The organism is Streptomyces sp. NPDC052109 (genome assembly GCF_040680195.1).
In the GTDB taxonomy this organism is placed as follows: domain Bacteria; phylum Actinomycetota; class Actinomycetes; order Streptomycetales; family Streptomycetaceae; genus Streptomyces.
This window is the reverse complement of record NZ_JBFAWF010000001.1, coordinates 227,776-243,693: the sequence shown is the minus strand read 5'-3', so window position 1 is coordinate 243,693 and position 15,918 is coordinate 227,776. Positions and strand designations below refer to the sequence as shown.

The 15,918-nt window shown below is 70.4% G+C and carries 13 protein-coding genes; 10 read left to right on the top strand and 3 right to left on the bottom strand.

Annotated elements, in window-relative coordinates:
* Positions 1-505 precede the first annotated feature (505 nt).
* Complete coding sequence (locus tag AB0L59_RS01140; protein ID WP_365577901.1) at positions 506-1,510, bottom strand: 2-dehydropantoate 2-reductase; 1,005 nt, start codon at positions 1,508-1,510, stop codon at positions 506-508.
* 201 nt (positions 1,511-1,711) lie between these two features.
* On the opposite strand from AB0L59_RS01140, the gene AB0L59_RS01135 reads away from it, so the two are divergent.
* The 7 genes from AB0L59_RS01135 (at position 1,712) to AB0L59_RS01105 (ending at position 9,282) form a co-directional block, all read left to right on the top strand.
* Positions 1,712-2,755, top strand: coding sequence for an ABC transporter substrate-binding protein (locus tag AB0L59_RS01135; RefSeq protein ID WP_365577899.1), 1,044 nt, complete (start codon positions 1,712-1,714; stop codon positions 2,753-2,755).
* Between the two features lie 116 nt (positions 2,756-2,871).
* Entirely contained in the window at positions 2,872-3,690 is an 819-nt protein-coding gene (locus tag AB0L59_RS01130) for a siderophore-interacting protein (RefSeq protein ID WP_365577897.1), read from the top strand.
* A 112-nt stretch (positions 3,691-3,802) separates the two neighbouring features.
* The gene (gene desA, locus AB0L59_RS01125) at positions 3,803-5,245 is read left to right on the top strand and encodes a lysine decarboxylase DesA (protein ID WP_365577895.1); all 1,443 of its coding nucleotides are present in this window, start codon (positions 3,803-3,805) and stop codon (positions 5,243-5,245) included.
* On the top strand, positions 5,229-6,512 hold the full coding sequence (locus AB0L59_RS01120) for a SidA/IucD/PvdA family monooxygenase (protein WP_365577893.1): 1,284 nt from the start codon (positions 5,229-5,231) through the stop codon (positions 6,510-6,512). The genes desA and AB0L59_RS01120 overlap by 17 nt, the downstream gene beginning before the upstream one ends.
* A 58-nt stretch (positions 6,513-6,570) precedes the next feature.
* A complete protein-coding gene (locus AB0L59_RS01115; RefSeq protein WP_365577891.1) occupies positions 6,571-7,122 on the top strand; it encodes a GNAT family N-acetyltransferase in 552 nt (183 codons plus the stop codon).
* On the top strand, positions 7,119-8,900 hold the full coding sequence (locus tag AB0L59_RS01110; protein WP_365577889.1) for an IucA/IucC family siderophore biosynthesis protein: 1,782 nt from the start codon (positions 7,119-7,121) through the stop codon (positions 8,898-8,900). Before AB0L59_RS01115 ends, AB0L59_RS01110 begins: the two co-directional genes overlap by 4 nt.
* A 133-nt stretch (positions 8,901-9,033) precedes the next feature.
* A complete protein-coding gene (locus AB0L59_RS01105) occupies positions 9,034-9,282 on the top strand; it encodes a hypothetical protein (RefSeq protein WP_365577887.1) in 249 nt (82 codons plus the stop codon).
* Positions 9,283-9,458: 176 nt separating this feature from the next.
* Here AB0L59_RS01105 and AB0L59_RS01100 read toward each other — a convergent pair whose 3' ends face one another.
* Positions 9,459-11,060 (bottom strand): beta-N-acetylhexosaminidase, encoded by a 1,602-nt coding sequence (locus AB0L59_RS01100; protein WP_365577885.1) that lies wholly within the window; start codon positions 11,058-11,060, stop codon positions 9,459-9,461.
* A gap of 62 nt (positions 11,061-11,122) precedes the next feature.
* Here AB0L59_RS01100 and AB0L59_RS01095 point away from each other — a divergent pair, with 62 nt between their 5' ends.
* Positions 11,123-11,998 (top strand): DUF4429 domain-containing protein, encoded by an 876-nt coding sequence (locus AB0L59_RS01095; protein ID WP_365577883.1) that lies wholly within the window; start codon positions 11,123-11,125, stop codon positions 11,996-11,998.
* Between the two features lie 26 nt (positions 11,999-12,024).
* On the opposite strand, the gene AB0L59_RS01090 is transcribed toward AB0L59_RS01095, so the two are convergent.
* On the bottom strand, positions 12,025-13,590 hold the full coding sequence (locus AB0L59_RS01090; protein ID WP_365577881.1) for a metallophosphoesterase family protein: 1,566 nt from the start codon (positions 13,588-13,590) through the stop codon (positions 12,025-12,027).
* A gap of 223 nt (positions 13,591-13,813) precedes the next feature.
* Between AB0L59_RS01090 and AB0L59_RS01085 the strand changes: the two genes are divergently transcribed.
* Together AB0L59_RS01085 and glmS are read left to right on the top strand one after the other, a co-directional pair.
* Positions 13,814-14,071, top strand: coding sequence for a hypothetical protein (locus tag AB0L59_RS01085; protein WP_365577879.1), 258 nt, complete (start codon positions 13,814-13,816; stop codon positions 14,069-14,071).
* Positions 14,072-14,083: 12 nt separating this feature from the next.
* Positions 14,084-15,901: a glutamine--fructose-6-phosphate transaminase (isomerizing) gene (glmS, locus tag AB0L59_RS01080; protein ID WP_365577877.1), complete on the top strand. Its 1,818-nt coding sequence runs from the start codon at positions 14,084-14,086 to the stop codon at positions 15,899-15,901.
* The last annotated feature ends 17 nt before the right edge of the window (positions 15,902-15,918 follow it).

Here is a 15,918-nt window from a genome sequence, read left to right as displayed (position 1 = left end):
GGACGACGGCGCAGGTCACCCGAGCACAGGGCAAGTCGCCCGAGCACAGGCCAGGTCACCCGACGGCGCGGCGCGTGGCCGCAGCACGGCCGCGGGGCACCGGACGACGGCGCAGGTCACCCGAGCACAGGGCAAGTCGCCCGAGCACAGGCCAGGTCACCCGACGGCGCGGCGCGTGGCCGCAGCACGGCCGCGGGCCGCCGGACGACGGAGCAACTCGCCCGAGCACGGGCCCGGGCCGCCGGACGACGGCGCAGGTCACCCGAGCACAGGGCAAGTCGCCCGAGCACGGGCCGCCGGACGGCGGGGCAAGTCGCCCGAGCACGGGCGCGGGCCGTCGGGCGGCGGCGCGGGTCGCCGGGCGGCGGCGCGGGCCGTCGGGCGGCGGCGCAGGTCGCCGGGCGGCGGCGCGGGCCGTCGGGCGGCGGCGCAGGTCGCCGGGCGACGGGTGGCTCGGGGGAAGGGGCGGTGGGCTCGCCGGAGGGCGGGGCGGGCGTCCCGTGGTTCAGCGGGCCGCCCGCAGTGCGGCGTACAGGTCCGGTCCCGCCCAGGTGCGCGGCGCGGATTCCGCCTCGTGCACGAGAGCGGCAAGACGGGCGTTCACGGGGGCGGTCCGCCCGTGGGCGGCGGCGAGGGCGACGATCTCGCCCTGCAGGGAGTCGACCTCGGTGGACCGGCCGCGCTGCAGGTCCTCCCACATCGAGGAGCGCGCGTGGGCGTCGATCCGCAGGGACGCCGCCGCCACCCGGCGGAAGACGGCGTCGGGCAACCCCAGCACATACGGAGTCACACCCGGCGCGGTGGGGCCGAGGCGGGCCGGGCTGACGCCGGCGGCCCGGTAGACGGCGAGGGCCTCGCGCTGGCACAGGGCGAGGCAGCGGCGGTAGTCCCGCCCGCCGAGCTGGTCGCGCAGCGGCAGCCCGGAGAGGGCGTTGATCGCGTTGTTGAGGTTCATCAGCAGCTTGGCGTGCTGCACCGCGCACATGTCGGTGCGGGCCTCGATGGCCAGTCCCGCCTCGCGGAAGGCGGCGAAGAGCGTGGCGTCGGGCTCGGTCATGAGCCGGCCCGGCATGCCCTGGTGCACGGTGCCCGGCTCGGACTGCACCACGTTGTAGGGCACCATCCCGGCCAGCACGGTGTGGCCCGGGAGCGCGGCGCGCAGGGTGGCGGGGTTGTGCAGCCCGTTCTGGAAGCTCACCACGACGGCGCCCGGGGCGAGATGGGCGGCGAGGTCCTTGGCGGCGGCCCCGGTGCCGGCGGTCTTCACGGTGACCAGCACATAGTCGGCGCCGGCCGCGGCCTCGGGCCCGGTGGCCGGCTTCAGCCGGTCCGGCGCGAGGTGGACGGGCGGCCGGACGGAGGTGCTGAGGGTGAGCCCGCGTTCGCGCAGCACCTCCATGGCCGCGGGCCGGCCGATGAACGTCACGTCGTGACCGGCGGCGACGAGGTGGCCGCCGAGATGACAGCCGATGCTGCCGGCACCGAGAACGGCGAAGCGGGGCTTGGGCATGCGTGACTCCTGCGGAGGGGCGGGGTGTGCAAGGGCCAGCCTGGACTAGAGCCATGACGACTGACCAGGCCCCGGCCTGCCCCGGACCCCGCGGGGAACGAGGCACGCACACCCACCCCCTGGACAGCAACCAAGGTTAGGCTAACCTACCTTCGAACCTGTCCGGCGGGCGCTCCGCCCCGTTCGAAAGCAGTCACACCCATGCCCCTTGCCCGTGCCACCCACCCCTCTCGCCGCGGCCTCCTCGCCGCGGGCGGCGCCGTCGGACTCGGTGCCGTGCTCGCCGCCTGCGGGGACAAGGGCAAGGACAGTGGCTCCGGCAAGGGCACGCCGGCCGCGAAGTCCGGCCCCTGGTCCTTCAAGGACGACCGCGGTACGACCGTGAGGCTCGACAAGGCCCCCACCAACATCGTCGCCTTCACCGGCGTCGGCGCCGCGCTCCACGACTACGGCATCCAGGTCAAGGGCGTCTTCGGCCCGACGACCACCAAGGGCGGCAAGCCCGATGTCCAGGCAGGCGACATGGACGTCAGCAAGGTGACCGTCCTCGGCAACACCTGGGGCCAGTTCAACATCGAGAAGTACGCCTCGCTCGCGCCGGACGTACTGATCAGCACGATGTTCGACAACGCGGGCACCCTCTGGTACGTCCCCGAGGAGTCGAAGAAGAAGATCGCCCAACTGGCCCCCGGCATCGGCGTCTCCGTCTACGACCGTCAGCTCACCCAGCCGCTGCAGCGCATGTGGGACCTGGCGGAGTCGCTGGGCGCGGACATGGAGGCCGCGAAGGTGACCGACGCCAAGAGGCGGTTCGAGGCCGCGGCCGCCCGGCTGCGCGCCGCGGCCAGGGCCAAGCCCGAGATCAGGGTGATGGCCGGCAGCGCGAGCGACCAGCTGTTCTACGTCTCCGGCAGCAACCTCTCCATCGACCTGGAGTACTTCAAGGCCCTCGGCGTGAACTTCGTGGAGCCGCCGGAGAGTGCGAAGAAGCAGGGCGGCGGCTGGTACGAGTCGCTGAGCTGGGAGAACGTCGACAAGTACCGGGCCGACGTCATCATGATGGACGACCGGTCGTCGGCGATCCAGCCGGCCGACATCACCAAGCCGACCTGGAAGAAGCTCCCCGCGGTGAAGGCGGGCCAGGTCATCGCCCGGTCTCCGGAGCCGATCCTCTCGTACGACAAGTGCGTGCCCCTGCTGACGAACCTGGCCGAGGCCTTGGAGAAGGCGAAGAAGGTCGGTTAGGCACCTGTCCGAGGGGCCCGTGCACGGTGAGCGACCGCCGGCCGTGCGCGGCCGGTCGGCGCAGCCCCGCGCCCCCGAGGTCCCGCCGCAGTCCCCCACCTCCCTCAGGAGCCCCCATGACGACGGCCGTAGCCGCCCCGTTCCGGTTCTTCTCCCCGCAGGTCGTACGGACGAGACGGCTGGGGCCGTCTCTTGTCCGGGTCACCTTCGGCGGAACCGATCTGCACGCCTTCCACTCCGACGGACGCGACCAGTCCCTGTCGCTGTTCCTGCCGCATCCGGGCCAGCCGGAGCCCGTCGTGCCCCTGGAACGGGGCGACGGCTGGTGGCAGGCCTGGCGCGAACTGCCGGACGACGTACGGGCCGTGATGCGGTCCTATACGCTCAGGGCCCTTCGGCGCGACCCGGACGAGATCGACATCGACTTCGCGCTGCACGGCGTCGGGTCCGGCTCCCGCTGGGCCTCCCGCGCCACCCCCGGTGACCGGGTTCTGCTGCTCGGCCCGGCCGTCGCCGACAACCGCGCCATCCGCTTCCGCCCGCCCGAGGACACCGACCTCGTCGTGCTGTGGGGTGACGAGACCGCCGTTCCGGCCGCGACCGCCATCCTCGAGTCCCTGCCCGCCGGTACCCGCGTCCGGGCCTGGCTGGAGGTGCCGCACGCCGGTGACATCCAGGACGTGCGCACGGAGGCGGACGCGGAGATCACGTGGCTCGTACGGCACGACGGGTCCCCCATGGCCGTCGACGCCGTACGAGCCGCGGAACCCCCCCTCACCGAGCGGCCGTACGTGTGGATCGCCGGGGAGTCGGGCCACGTCAAGGCGCTGCGGCGGCACTTCGTCGGTGAGCGCGGGGTGGACCGGCGTCGGGTGACCTTCGTCGGCTACTGGCGGCAGGGGATGACCGAGGAACAGCTGCGCGCCGCCGGGTGACTTCCGTCGGCGTGTCCCCGGACGGATGAGGCATGCCCTGATCAAAAAAACTTAGGTTAGGCTAACCTAAGTTCACCCCCCCGCACGGACTGTCCCCTCGGAGGACCCCCACATGCGCTCGCACCTGCTCAATGGCCTCACCGCGGAGCACTACCGCAGCTCCGTGACCGAAGGAGTCGAGCGGGTGGCGGCCAGACTCGCCACCACCGACCGTCCGTTCACCGGCGTCACCGTCGACGCCCTCGCTGACCGCATCGACACGATCGACCTCGACCACCCGCTCGGCGACACCTCCGCCGTCCTGGACGAGCTGGAGGACGTCTACCTCCGGGACGCGGTCTACTTCCACCACCCCCGCTACCTCGCCCACCTCAACTGCCCGGTCGTCATCCCGGCGGTGCTCGGCGAGGCCGTGCTCTCGGCCGTCAACTCCTCCCTCGACACCTGGGACCAGTCGGCCGGCGGCACCCTCATCGAGCGCAAGCTCATCAACTGGACGGCCCACCGGATCGGCCTCGGGCCCGCCGCCGACGGCGTCTTCACCTCAGGCGGCAGCCAGTCCAACCTCCAGGCGCTGCTGCTGGCCCGGGAGGAGGCCAAGACCGGCTCCCTCGCCGAACTGCGGGTCTTCGCCTCCGAGGTCAGCCACTTCAGTGTGAAGAAGTCCGCCCGACTCCTGGGCCTCGGCAGCGAGTCGGTCGTCACGATCCCCGTCGACCACGACAAGCGGATGCGGACCGTCGCCCTCGCCCGGGAACTCGAGCGCTGCCGCGCGGACGGCCTGGTTCCCATGGCCGTCGTCGCCACCGCCGGCACCACCGACTTCGGCTCCATCGACCCGCTGCCCGAGATCGCCGAGCTGTGCGCCCAGTACGGCACATGGATGCACGTCGACGCCGCCTACGGCTGCGGGCTGCTGGTCTCCCCCACCCGGCGCGCGCTGCTCACCGGCATCGAACGCGCCGACTCGGTGACCGTGGACTACCACAAGTCCTTCTTCCAGCCGGTGAGTTCCTCCGCCGTCCTGGTCCGCGACGCCTCCACCCTGCGGCACGCGACCTACCACGCCGATTACCTCAACCCGCGCCGCACGGCCGCAGAGCGCATCCCGAACCAGGTCGACAAATCCCTGCAGACCACCCGCCGCTTCGACGCGCTGAAGCTGTGGCTGACCCTGCGCGTGATGGGCGCCGACGGCGTCGGGCGGCTCTTCGACGAGGTGTGCGACCTGGCGGGTGAGGCCTTCCGGCTGCTGGCCGGCGACCCGCGCTTCGACGTCGTCGTCGAACCGGCCCTGTCCACCCTGGTGTTCCGCCACATCCCGGCCGCCGTCACCGACCCGGCCGAGATCGACCGCGCCAACCTCTACGCCCGCCGGGCTCTGTTCGCCTCCGGTGACGCCGTCGTCGCCGGCACCAAGGTCGCGGGCCGCCACTACCTCAAGTTCACCCTGCTCAACCCCGAGACGACGGCCGACGACATCGCGGCCGTCCTCGATCTGATCGCCGGCCACGCCGAGCAGTACCTGGGAGAGTCCCTTGACCGCGCTTGCTGAATCCCCGGACCGCTCCTACGACTTCGTGGGCATCGGGCTCGGGCCCTTCAATCTCGGCCTGGCCTGTCTGACCGAACCCATCGACGCGGTCCGCGGCGTCTTCCTGGAGTCCAAGCCGGACTTCGAGTGGCACGCCGGCATGTTCCTGGACGGCGCGCACCTGCAGACGCCGTTCATGTCGGACCTGGTCACCCTGGCCGACCCGACCTCGCCGTACTCCTTCCTGAACTACCTCAAGGAGCAGGGCCGGCTGTACTCCTTCTACATCCGGGAGAACTTCTACCCCCTGCGCGTCGAGTACGACGCCTACTGCCGCTGGGCCGCGAACAGGCTGAGCAGCGTCCGCTTCGACACCACGGTCACCGAGGTGAGGTACGACGAGGCGGACGAGCTGTACGCCGTGAGGACCGCCGCCGGTGAGACGTTCCGCGCCCGCCGGCTGGTCCTCGGCACCGGCACCCCGCCCCACGTTCCCGAGGCGTGCCGGGACCTGGGCGGCGACTTCATCCACAACTCGCGCTACGTGCGGCACAAGGCCGAGCTGCAGCAGAAGGAGTCGATCACGCTGGTGGGCTCCGGTCAGTCGGCCGCCGAGATCTACTACGACCTGCTCAGCGAGATCGACGTCCACGGCTACCGGCTGAACTGGGTGACCCGCTCCCCGCGCTTCTTCCCGCTGGAGTACACCAAGCTCACGCTGGAGATGACCTCGCCGGAGTACATCGACTACTACCACGCCCTGCCGGAGGAGACCCGCTACCGGCTCACGGACCGGCAGAAGGGCTTGTTCAAGGGCATCGACGGCGACCTGATCAACGAGATCTTCGACCTGCTGTACCGGAAGAACCTCGGCGGCCCGGTGCCCACGCGCCTGCTCACCAACTCCGCGCTGACGAAGGCGACGTACGACGGCCGCGCGTACACCCTCGCCTTCCACCAGGAGGAGCAGGGCAAGGGCTTCGAGATCACCACCGACGGCCTGATCCTGGCCACCGGGTACAAGTACGTCGAACCGGAGTTCCTCAAGCCGGTACACGACCGGCTGGTCCGCGACTCCCAGGGCAACTTCGACGTCGCCCGCAACTACGCCGTCGACGTCACCGGCCGCGGCGTCTTCCTGCAGAACGCCGGCGTCCACACCCACAGCGTCACCAGCCCCGACCTGGGCATGGGCGCGTACCGCAACAGCTACATCATCCGGGAGCTGCTCGGCACCGAGTACTACCCGGTGGAGAAGGCCATCGCCTTCCAGGAGTTCGCCGTCTGACGTCTCCCCCGCCCGTCGGGGCGGGAACACATCCGCGACTCACGCCAAGGAGTTCTCGATGAGCACCACCTCACTGGTGGGCACTTTCACGTTCCGCCCACTCGACCCGCTGAAGGACGCCGAGCTGCTGCACTCCTGGGTCACCCACCCCAAGGCGGCCTTCTGGATGATGCAGGACGCGAAACTCCAGGACGTCGAGCGGGCGTACACGGAGATCGCGGCGGACGAGCACCACCACGCCCTCATGGGTCTGAGGGACGGGGAGCCCGTCTTCCTCATGGAGCGGTACGACCCCGCCCACCGCGAGCTGGCCGGGCTGTACGAGGCGCAGCCCGGGGACGTCGGCATGCACTTCCTCACGCCGCCGACCGACACGCCCGTGCACGGGTTCACCCGGGCCGTCATCGCCGCCGTGTTGGCGCACCTGTTCGAGGATCCGGCGGTGCGACGCGTCGTCGTCGAGCCGGACGTGCGCAACACGGCCGTGCACGCGCTCAACGAGGCCGTCGGGTTCGTGCCCGAGCGGGAGATCCGGAAGCCGGAGAAGAGGGCTCTGCTGAGCTTCTGCACACGCGAGCGGTTCGCCGCCGCCACGGGGGTGGCCGCATGAGCCTCGCCGACGCCGTGGCCCACCTCTCCCCCGAGCGCTGGGCGGCCGCCGACCGCCTGCTCATACGCAAGGCGCTCGCCGAGTTCACGCACGAGCGCCTGATCGCACCCGAGGCCCTCGACGACGGACGATACGTCGTCCACAGCGACGACGGACTGACCTCCTACCGTTTCTCCGCCGTCCGGCGGGCCCTCGACCACTGGCAGGTCGACGCCGATTCCGTCTCCCGGCACCGTGGCGGCGTCGAACTCCAGCTGTCCGCACAGGACTTCTTCATCGAGCTGAAGGGGTCACTGGGCCTGAGCGAGGAGATCCTGCCGGTGTACCTGGAGGAGATCTCCTCCACCGTCTCCGGCACCTGCTTCAAGCTCGCCAAGCCCCGCATCACCTCCGCGGAGCTGGCGGCCGGCGGCTTCCAGGCGATCGAGACCGGGATGACCGAGGGCCACCCCTGTTTCGTCGCGAACAACGGGCGGCTGGGGTTCGGCATCCACGAGTACCTGTCGTACGCCCCGGAGACCGCGAGTCCCGTCCGGCTGGTGTGGCTGGCGGCGCACCGCTCGCGGGCCGCGTTCACGGCCGGGGCGGGGGTCGAGTACGAGTCCTTCCTGCGGGAGGAGCTGGGCGGACGGACCCTGAGCCGTTTCCGCACCACCCTCACCGACCAGGGCCTGGACCCCGCCGACTACCTCCTCATCCCGGTCCACCCCTGGCAGTGGTGGAACAAGCTCTCCGTCGCCTTCGCCGCGGAGGTGGCCCGCCGGCACCTGGTCTGCCTCGGCGAGGGCGACGACGAGTACCTGGCCCAGCAGTCCATCCGGACCTTCTTCAACACCTCCCATCCCGAGAAGCACTACGTGAAGACGGCCCTGTCCGTCCTCAACATGGGCTTCATGCGCGGGCTGTCGGCCGCCTACATGGAGGCGACCCCGGCGATCAACGACTGGCTGGCCCAGCTGATCGAGAACGACCCGGTGCTGAAGTCGACGGGCCTGACGATCATCCGGGAGCGCGCGGCCGTCGGTTACCGCCATCTGGAGTACGAGCGGGCCACCGACCGCTACTCGCCGTACCGCAGGATGCTGGCCGCGCTGTGGCGGGAGAGCCCGGTGCCCTCGCTCCAGGACGGCGAGTCCCTCGCGACGATGGCCTCGCTGCTGCATGTGGACCACGAGGGCTCCTCGTTCGCGGGCGCGCTGATCACCCTCTCGGGTCTGACGCCGACGGAGTGGCTGCGCCGCTACCTGCGGGCGTACTACACCCCCCTCCTGCACTGCTTCTACGCCTACGACCTCGTCTTCATGCCGCACGGCGAGAACGTCATCCTGGTGCTGAAGGACGGCGCCGTACAGCGAGCGGTCTACAAGGACATCGCCGAGGAGATCGCGGTGATGGACCCCGACGCGGACCTGCCGCCGGAGGTCGCGCGGATCCGCGTGGACGTCCCGGAGGACAAGAAGTTGCTGTCGATCCTCACGGACGTCTTCGACTGCTTCTTCCGCTTCCTGGCCGGCCACCTCGCCGATGAGGGGATCCTGGAGGAGGACGCCTTCTGGAGTACGGTCGCGGAGATCACCCACGAGTACCAGGAAGCGCACCCCGAACTGGCCCACAGGTTCCGCCAGTACGACATGTTCACCCCCGAGTTCGCCCTTTCCTGCCTCAACCGCCTCCAGCTGCGCGACAACAGACAGATGGTCGACCTCTCCGACCCCTCGGGCGCACTCCAGCTGGTGGGCACCCTGAAGAACCCCATAGCGGGGGCGCGTCGGCCCTGACGAGCTGTCATGAGGCGTCTAGGCCAACCGAGCGATGTGCGGCGCATCGCGGTCGTCCGGCCCTGTGGAGGTCGCTCACCCGCCCGGATGCGCTCGGCGAGCAACTGATCGCGAAGGTGTGCATGGTGAGTGCATGAACACTACACCTCAGCCCAAGAGGGCCCTTTCCCGTATTCCGCGAGTACTCGCGGTGTGTGCCGCCGCGAGCATCGCCTGTGCGGCGGGGGTGGCGACCGCCACGTCCGCCGTGGCTGCCACGCCCGCCACGCACGTCGCCACCAAGGCCGTCCCGGCCTACGGCCACGGCCACGGCGGCGGGGAGGGCGGCGAGCACTTCCAGTGCGGCAACGGCCTCCTCGACCTCCTCAACTTCTGCAACTGACGGACAACCGGCGGTAGTGCCCACCGCCGACCGCATAACCGCACAGTCAAAAAAGTCCACCCGTCCACCCCCAGGGCGGTCAGGAACAGGGACAGGATCCCTCACCCTGACCGCCCTGCCGACTACCGACCAAAGGCCTGCGCCTCCTCCAGGAGGAGGCGCCCGTCGGTGTGGGGTCAGTTCTGCGGCCAGGGGACCTGGGGGGAGCGGTAGTAGGTGATGCCGAGGGCGTCCCAGCGCGGGGCCTGGGCGGCCAGGCGGAGTTTGTAGGTGTTCCAGTCGTGCGTGGACGTCGGGGACCAGCCCAACTCGGCCGCGCCGGGAAGGCGTGGGAACGCCATGTACTCGATGTCGGCCGACGTCTTCAGGGTCTCCGACCACAGGGGTGCCTCCACGCCCCTGATGGCCGAGCCGGGGGCGCCGGGGAGGTAGGCGCCGGGATTCCAGTCGTACGAGCGCCTCACCTCGACGTATCCGGCCCACTTCGTGCCCGGTGCGGTGCTGCTGGTGTACTTCATGTCGAGGTAGACCCGGTCCGCCGGGGACAGGATCAGCCCGGTGCCGTTCTGGGCGGCCTTGGCGACCTGGGCCTTCTCCGTGGCGCTGGTGCCGTCCAGGCCCCAGTACTGGGCGAGGGCGCCCTTGGCGGGGTGGGCACCGGTGAGCTGGTGCCAGCCGATGACCGTCTTGCCGTACTTGGCGACGATCGGCTGCACACGGTCCATGAACGTCACGTAGTCGGCGTGGCTGGTGGAGTGCGCCTCGTCACCCCCGATGTGCAGGTATCGGCCCGGGGTGAGCGCGGCCAGCTCGCGGACGACGTCGTCCGCGAAGTCGTACGTGACCTGCTTCGGCACGCACAGCGAGCTGAAGCCGACCTCCGTGCCGGTGTACAGCGGTGGTGCCTGGCCGTCGCAGTTCAGTTCGGCGTAGGAGGCGAGGGCGGCGTTGGTGTGGCCGGGCATGTCGATCTCGGGGACCACCTCCAGATAGCGGGAGGCGGCGTAGGCGACGATCTCCCGGTACTGGGCCTTGGTGTAGTACCCGCCCTTGCCGCCGCCGACCTCGGTGGAGCCGCCGTAGGTGGCGAGGCGCGGCCAGGAGTCGATGGCGATGCGCCAGCCCTGGTCGTCGCTGAGGTGCAGATGCAGCTTGTTGATCTTGTAGAGGGCCAGCTGGTCGATGTACCGCTTGACCTGGGCGACGGTGAAGAAGTGCCGGGAGACGTCCAGCATGGCGCCCCGGTAGGAGTAGCGGGGGCGGTCCTCGATGGTGCCGCCGGCGATCTGCCAGGGGCCGGACTGCACGGTCTTCTTCTCGACGGCCGCCGGGAGCAGCTGACGCAGCGTCTGGACGCCGTGGAAGAGGCCGGCGGGGGCGCTCGCGGTGATGGTGACGCCGGCCGCGTCGCTGTGCAGCCGGTAGCCCTCGGCACCGAAGCCGCCCTGCACGATGCGGAGTTGGATGCCGCCGGCGCCGTGGTCGGTGAGCGGCAGCGGATAGCCGGTGGAGGGCCGCAGGATGCCGGTGAGGTAGCTGCCGACGCGGCGGGCCTCGGCGGAGTCGTCGACGCGGACGCTCGTCGCCCGGGTGATGCGGTACGGAGTACCGCCGGGCTCGACGGAGGCGGGCGCCGGGACCACCTGGCCGAGGGGGGTGGGGGCGGCGGCTTCGGCGACGGGGGCGGCGCCGAGGGTCAAGACCCCGGCCGCCGCGACGAGCAGCAGGGAACCGAGGATGCGAGGGGTCCGGGGAGTCGTGCTGTGGTTGCGTCTCACATGCGCTCCCTTCAGATGTGGTCGAGACCACTCTGCCGCAGATCCGGTGAAACAATCCCTCCATGGCGGAAATCATCCAGAAGGACGGCACCTGGGCCTTCGACGGCGACGCCCTGCGGCTCACCCCGGGCCGGGACAAGAACGTGAGCCCGCTCCGCCGCGAGCTGGGCGAACTCGTCGTACCGCTGGGTGCGTTGGCGGGTGTCTCCTTGGAGCAGGGGCGGCGGTCGGGGCGGCTGAGGCTGCGACTGCGCGACGGCGCCGATCCGCTGACGCAGGCCACCGGCGGCCGGCTCGCCGAGCCGAACGACCCGTTTCAGCTGACGGTGGATTCCGACCGGTACGGCGTCGCCGAGTACTTCGCGGACGAGGTGCGCAACGCGCTGCTGCTGGACGGGGTTCCGCCGGAACCGGTCGCCGGGTACCTGCTGCCGGGACCGCCGCTGCCGGTGTCCGCCTCGGCCGGGGACGGCACGGCGGCCTTCGACGGGGAGCGGGTTCGGCTGGAGTGGAACTGGAAGACGGAGGACGCCAAGGCCGCCACCGGCCCCCGTACGATCCCCCTCGCGGACGTGCTCGGTGTGCAGTGGCAGCCGGCGGCCGGGCTGGAGAACGGCCACCTGCGCTTCCTGGTGCGCGGCGCCCCGGTGACGGCCCCGCCCAAGTACGACCCGAACGCGGTCGAGCTGTGGGGCTTCAAGAGGGACCCGCTGATGGCGCTGGTGGCCGCCGCCGTACAGGCGCGGCTGCCGCATCCGGCCGCGGAGGGTGCTCGGCGGCCGAAGGTTCCCCCGGTGCTCGACGAGGCGCCCGCCGCGGGCGACGACCACGACGTCCTGCTGCGCCGCCTGCGCGAGCTGGGGGACCTGCACCGTGACGGGGTGCTGACCGACGAGGAGTTCGCCCGGGCCAAGCAGGCGGTCCTCAAGCGGATGTGAGGACCGCCCGGCCTGGGCCCAGGGGGCTACTTCGCCGTGCGGGACACCGTGAAGTGGTCGATGCGGTCGCCGGTCTCGGCGATGCCCGACACCTTCAGGGTGGTCTGCCGGCCCTTGGGGGCCGGGGTGACGTCCACGCGCAGGAAGGAGTAGTTGAGGTAGCGCACGCGGGACCAGGTGACGGTCTCGTTGACCTTGCCGTCCTTGGTGTTGACGAAGGACGCGACCGAGTCGACCTCGTGCTCGTGGCCCTCGTAGGAGTCCGGCGCGCTGAACGCGTACAGGCTGCGGCCCGCCGCTCCGGCGGTGACGTAGACCACACCCTCGGTCTCGGGGTACGCCGTACCGCCGATCGGCAGCTTCTTGGTGACGGCGCCGGCCTTGATGACGTCGGTGCGCTCGTACTGGTGGTTGTGGCCGTTGATCACCAGGTCCACCTGGTACTTCTCGAACAGCGGCACCCACTCCTGGCGCACGCCCCCCTCCGAGGCGTGCGCGGTGGACGTGCAGTACGCGCAGTGGTGGAAGAACACGACGACGAAGTCGATGTCGTCGCAGGCCCGGAACTTCTTCAGCTGCCCCTCGAACCACGTCGTCTGGGTTCCGCCGGAGATGCCCAGGTTCGCCGGGATCTCGAAGGAGACGTCGTTCGGGTCCAGCGAGATGACCGCGGTGTTGCCGTAGACGAAGGAGTAGACGCCGGGCAGGTTCTTCACGTCCGGGCCGTTGTCCGGGAGACTCCAGCGGGCCTCCTCGCCGCCGTAGCCGTTGGGCGAGTACCAGGCCTCCATGTCGTGGTTGCCGTACGAGACCATCCACGGGAGCTGCTTGGCGACCGACTCGGTCTGGGCGAGGAACTGGTCCCAGGTCCGCGAGTCGAAGCCGGTGTCGGTGGCCTTGCCCTGGCCGGCCGGGTCGCCGTAGGCGATGTCGCCGGCGTGCAGGTGGAAGGACGGGTTCTGGCCGAGGATCAGGCTGTCGTTGGCCAGCGCGTGGTAGCTGACGCCCTGGTCGCCGAAGGCGGTGAAGGTGAACGACGCCTTGTGGGCGGGGGCGGTGGTGAACGTGCCCAGGGTGCCGAGCAGGTGCGGCTCGGCCGGGTCGAAGCCCTCGTGGCCGACGCCGTAGTAGTAGGTCCTGCCGGGGCGCAGGTGGGTGAGCTGGGCGTGCAGGTAGTACTGCGTGTGGTCGCCGCTCGCGCCGACGCCGGCCGGGGTGTAGAGGCTGCGGACCTCGGCCTCGATCTTGCGGGAGAGGTCCCAGGGGTGGGCGCCGATGCGGATGAACGGCTTCTTCACGGCGACCGGGACCTGCCAGGAGACGGTCATCTCGGTGCGCGGGTCGGTGCCGAACGCGAGGTGACGGCCGAACGGGGCCACCAGGGCGCCGTCGACCGCCTCGGCGGCGGGGGCCGTACGCCGCGTCGGCACCGCGGCCTGGGCGGCGGCGCCCGGAACGAACGCGCCACCCGCGACGGCGCCCAGCGTGACGGCACCGCCCCTGATCATGGTGCGCCGCGAGAATCTGGCGCGCAGGTACTCATGCTGCTCGGCCATGCTCATGCGCTCGGCCAGCTTGTCCGGTACTCCCATACGAGGAATGTCCATGGAGTCTGAAAATGGTCCACATCTCCAACGAGACGCAGGACACAGGATGGACAGCGGGCGAACAGAGATCCACTAGGGCATGGGGGCGCGGGGCGGGCGGGAGTTTGACGACAGGGCCTGGCCAGGCAACCAGGCCGGCCCGTGGCGGCCTGCCCGATATCGGGCAGGATTCTTGCGAATCCGGCGCCGGTACTCCAGGATCTACCGGGTGCACGACGAACTTGTTGATCACCTGACGCGGTCCACACCCCTGAGCCGGGGCGAGGCGCTGCGGGTGATCCAGGACGTGCTCGCCTTCTTCGACGAGTCGACGGAGGGCTACGTCCGGCGCCGCCACCGCGAGCTCCAGACCCAGGGTCTGGTGAACGCGGAGATCTTCGAACGGATCGGGGCGGACCTGAAATACCGCGCGGTGGCACCGCCCGAGCTGACGCTCAGGCAGCTGCGACGCATCGTCTACGGCTAGGAATACCTACATATGTGCGGAATTGTCGGATACATCGGGAAGCGTGACGTCGCCCCTCTCCTCCTGGAGGGTCTGCAGCGGCTGGAATACCGCGGCTACGACTCCGCGGGCATCGTCGTCACCTCCCCGAAGGCGCCCGGCCTGAAGATGGTCAAGGCCAAGGGCCGGGTGCGCGACCTGGAGGCCAAGGTCCCGGCGCGCTTCAAGGGCACCACCGGCATCGCCCACACCCGATGGGCCACCCACGGCGCCCCCTCCGACGTCAACGCCCACCCGCACATGTCGGCCGACAACAAGGTCGCCGTCGTCCACAACGGCATCATCGACAACGCCGCCGACCTGCGCCGCAAGCTGGAGGCGGACGGCGTCGAGTTCCTCTCGGAGACCGACACCGAGGTCCTCACCCACCTGATCGCCCGCTCCACGGCCGAGAAGCTGGAGGACAAGGTCCGCCAGGCCGTCCGGGTGATCGAGGGCACCTACGGCATCGCCGTGCTGCACGCCGACTTCCCCGACCGGATCGTGGTGGCCCGCAACGGCTCCCCGGTCGTCCTCGGCATCGGCGAGAAGGAGATGTTCGTCGCCTCGGACATCGCCGCCCTGGTCATGCACACCCGGCAGATAGTGACCCTCGACGACGGCGAGATGGCCACCCTGAAGGCCGACGACTTCCGCACCTACACGACCGAGGGCACGCGCACCACCGCCGAGCCCACCACGGTGGAGTGGGAGGCCGAGTCGTACGACATGGGCGGCCACGACACCTACATGCACAAGGAGATCTTCGAGCAGGCCGACGCCGTGGACCGCGTGCTGCGCGGCCGCATCGACGACCGCTTCTCCACCGTGCACCTCGGCGGCCTCAACCTGGACGCCCGCGAGGCCCGCCAGATCCGCCGGGTGAAGATCCTGGGCTGCGGCACCTCGTACCACGCGGGCATGATCGGCGCCCAGATGATCGAGGAGCTGGCCCGCATCCCCGCCGACGCCGAGCCGGCCTCCGAGTTCCGCTACCGCAACGCGGTCGTCGACCCCGACACCCTGTACGTCGCCGTCTCCCAGTCCGGTGAGACCTACGACGTCCTCGCCGCCGTCCAGGAGCTGAAGCGCAAGGGCGCCCGGGTCTTCGGCATCGTCAACGTGGTCGGCTCCGCGATCGCCCGCGAGGCGGACGCCGGCATCTACGTCCACGCCGGCCCGGAGGTCTGCGTGGTCTCGACCAAGTGCTTCACCAACACCACGGTCGCCTTCGCCCTCCTCGCCCTGCACCTGGGCCGTACCCGTGACCTCTCGGTCCGCGACGGCAAGCGGATCATCGAGGGCCTCAGGAAGCTGCCGGACCAGATCACCGAGATCCTCAAGCAGGAGGAGGAGGTCAAGGAGCTGGCGGAGAGTTACGCCGACGCCCGCTCGATGCTCTTCATCGGCCGTGTCCGGGGCTACCCGGTGGCGCGCGAAGCCTCCCTGAAGCTCAAGGAGGTCTCCTACATCCACGCCGAGGCCTACCCCGCCTCCGAGCTGAAGCACGGCCCGCTGGCCCTGATCGAGCCGGCCCTGCCCACGGTCGCGATCGTCCCCGACGACGACCTGCTGGAGAAGAACCGCGCGGCCCTGGAGGAGATCAAGGCCCGCAGCGGCAAGATCCTCGCGGTGGCCCACCAGCACCAGGAGAAGGCGGACCACACGATCGTCGTCCCGAAGAACGAGGACGAACTGGACCCCATCCTGATGGGCATCCCGCTCCAGCTCCTGGCGTACCACACGGCAAAGGCCCTGGGCCGGGACATCGACAAGCCGAGGAACCTCGCCAAGTCGGTGACGGTGGAGTAGTTCCGCGACAACAGAAC

Coding starts and splice junctions, on each gene's coding strand:
- AB0L59_RS01140 (WP_365577901.1), bottom strand. CDS start 1,510: ATGCCCAAGCCCCGCTTCGCCGTTCTCGGTGCCGGCAGCATCGGCTGT.
- AB0L59_RS01135 (WP_365577899.1), top strand. CDS start 1,712: ATGCCCCTTGCCCGTGCCACCCACCCCTCTCGCCGCGGCCTCCTCGCC.
- AB0L59_RS01130 (WP_365577897.1), top strand. CDS start 2,872: ATGACGACGGCCGTAGCCGCCCCGTTCCGGTTCTTCTCCCCGCAGGTC.
- desA (WP_365577895.1), top strand. CDS start 3,803: ATGCGCTCGCACCTGCTCAATGGCCTCACCGCGGAGCACTACCGCAGC.
- AB0L59_RS01115 (WP_365577891.1), top strand. CDS start 6,571: ATGAGCACCACCTCACTGGTGGGCACTTTCACGTTCCGCCCACTCGAC.
- AB0L59_RS01110 (WP_365577889.1), top strand. CDS start 7,119: ATGAGCCTCGCCGACGCCGTGGCCCACCTCTCCCCCGAGCGCTGGGCG.
- AB0L59_RS01105 (WP_365577887.1), top strand. CDS start 9,034: ATGAACACTACACCTCAGCCCAAGAGGGCCCTTTCCCGTATTCCGCGA.
- AB0L59_RS01095 (WP_365577883.1), top strand. CDS start 11,123: ATGGCGGAAATCATCCAGAAGGACGGCACCTGGGCCTTCGACGGCGAC.
- AB0L59_RS01090 (WP_365577881.1), bottom strand. CDS start 13,590: ATGGGAGTACCGGACAAGCTGGCCGAGCGCATGAGCATGGCCGAGCAG.
- glmS (WP_365577877.1), top strand. CDS start 14,084: ATGTGCGGAATTGTCGGATACATCGGGAAGCGTGACGTCGCCCCTCTC.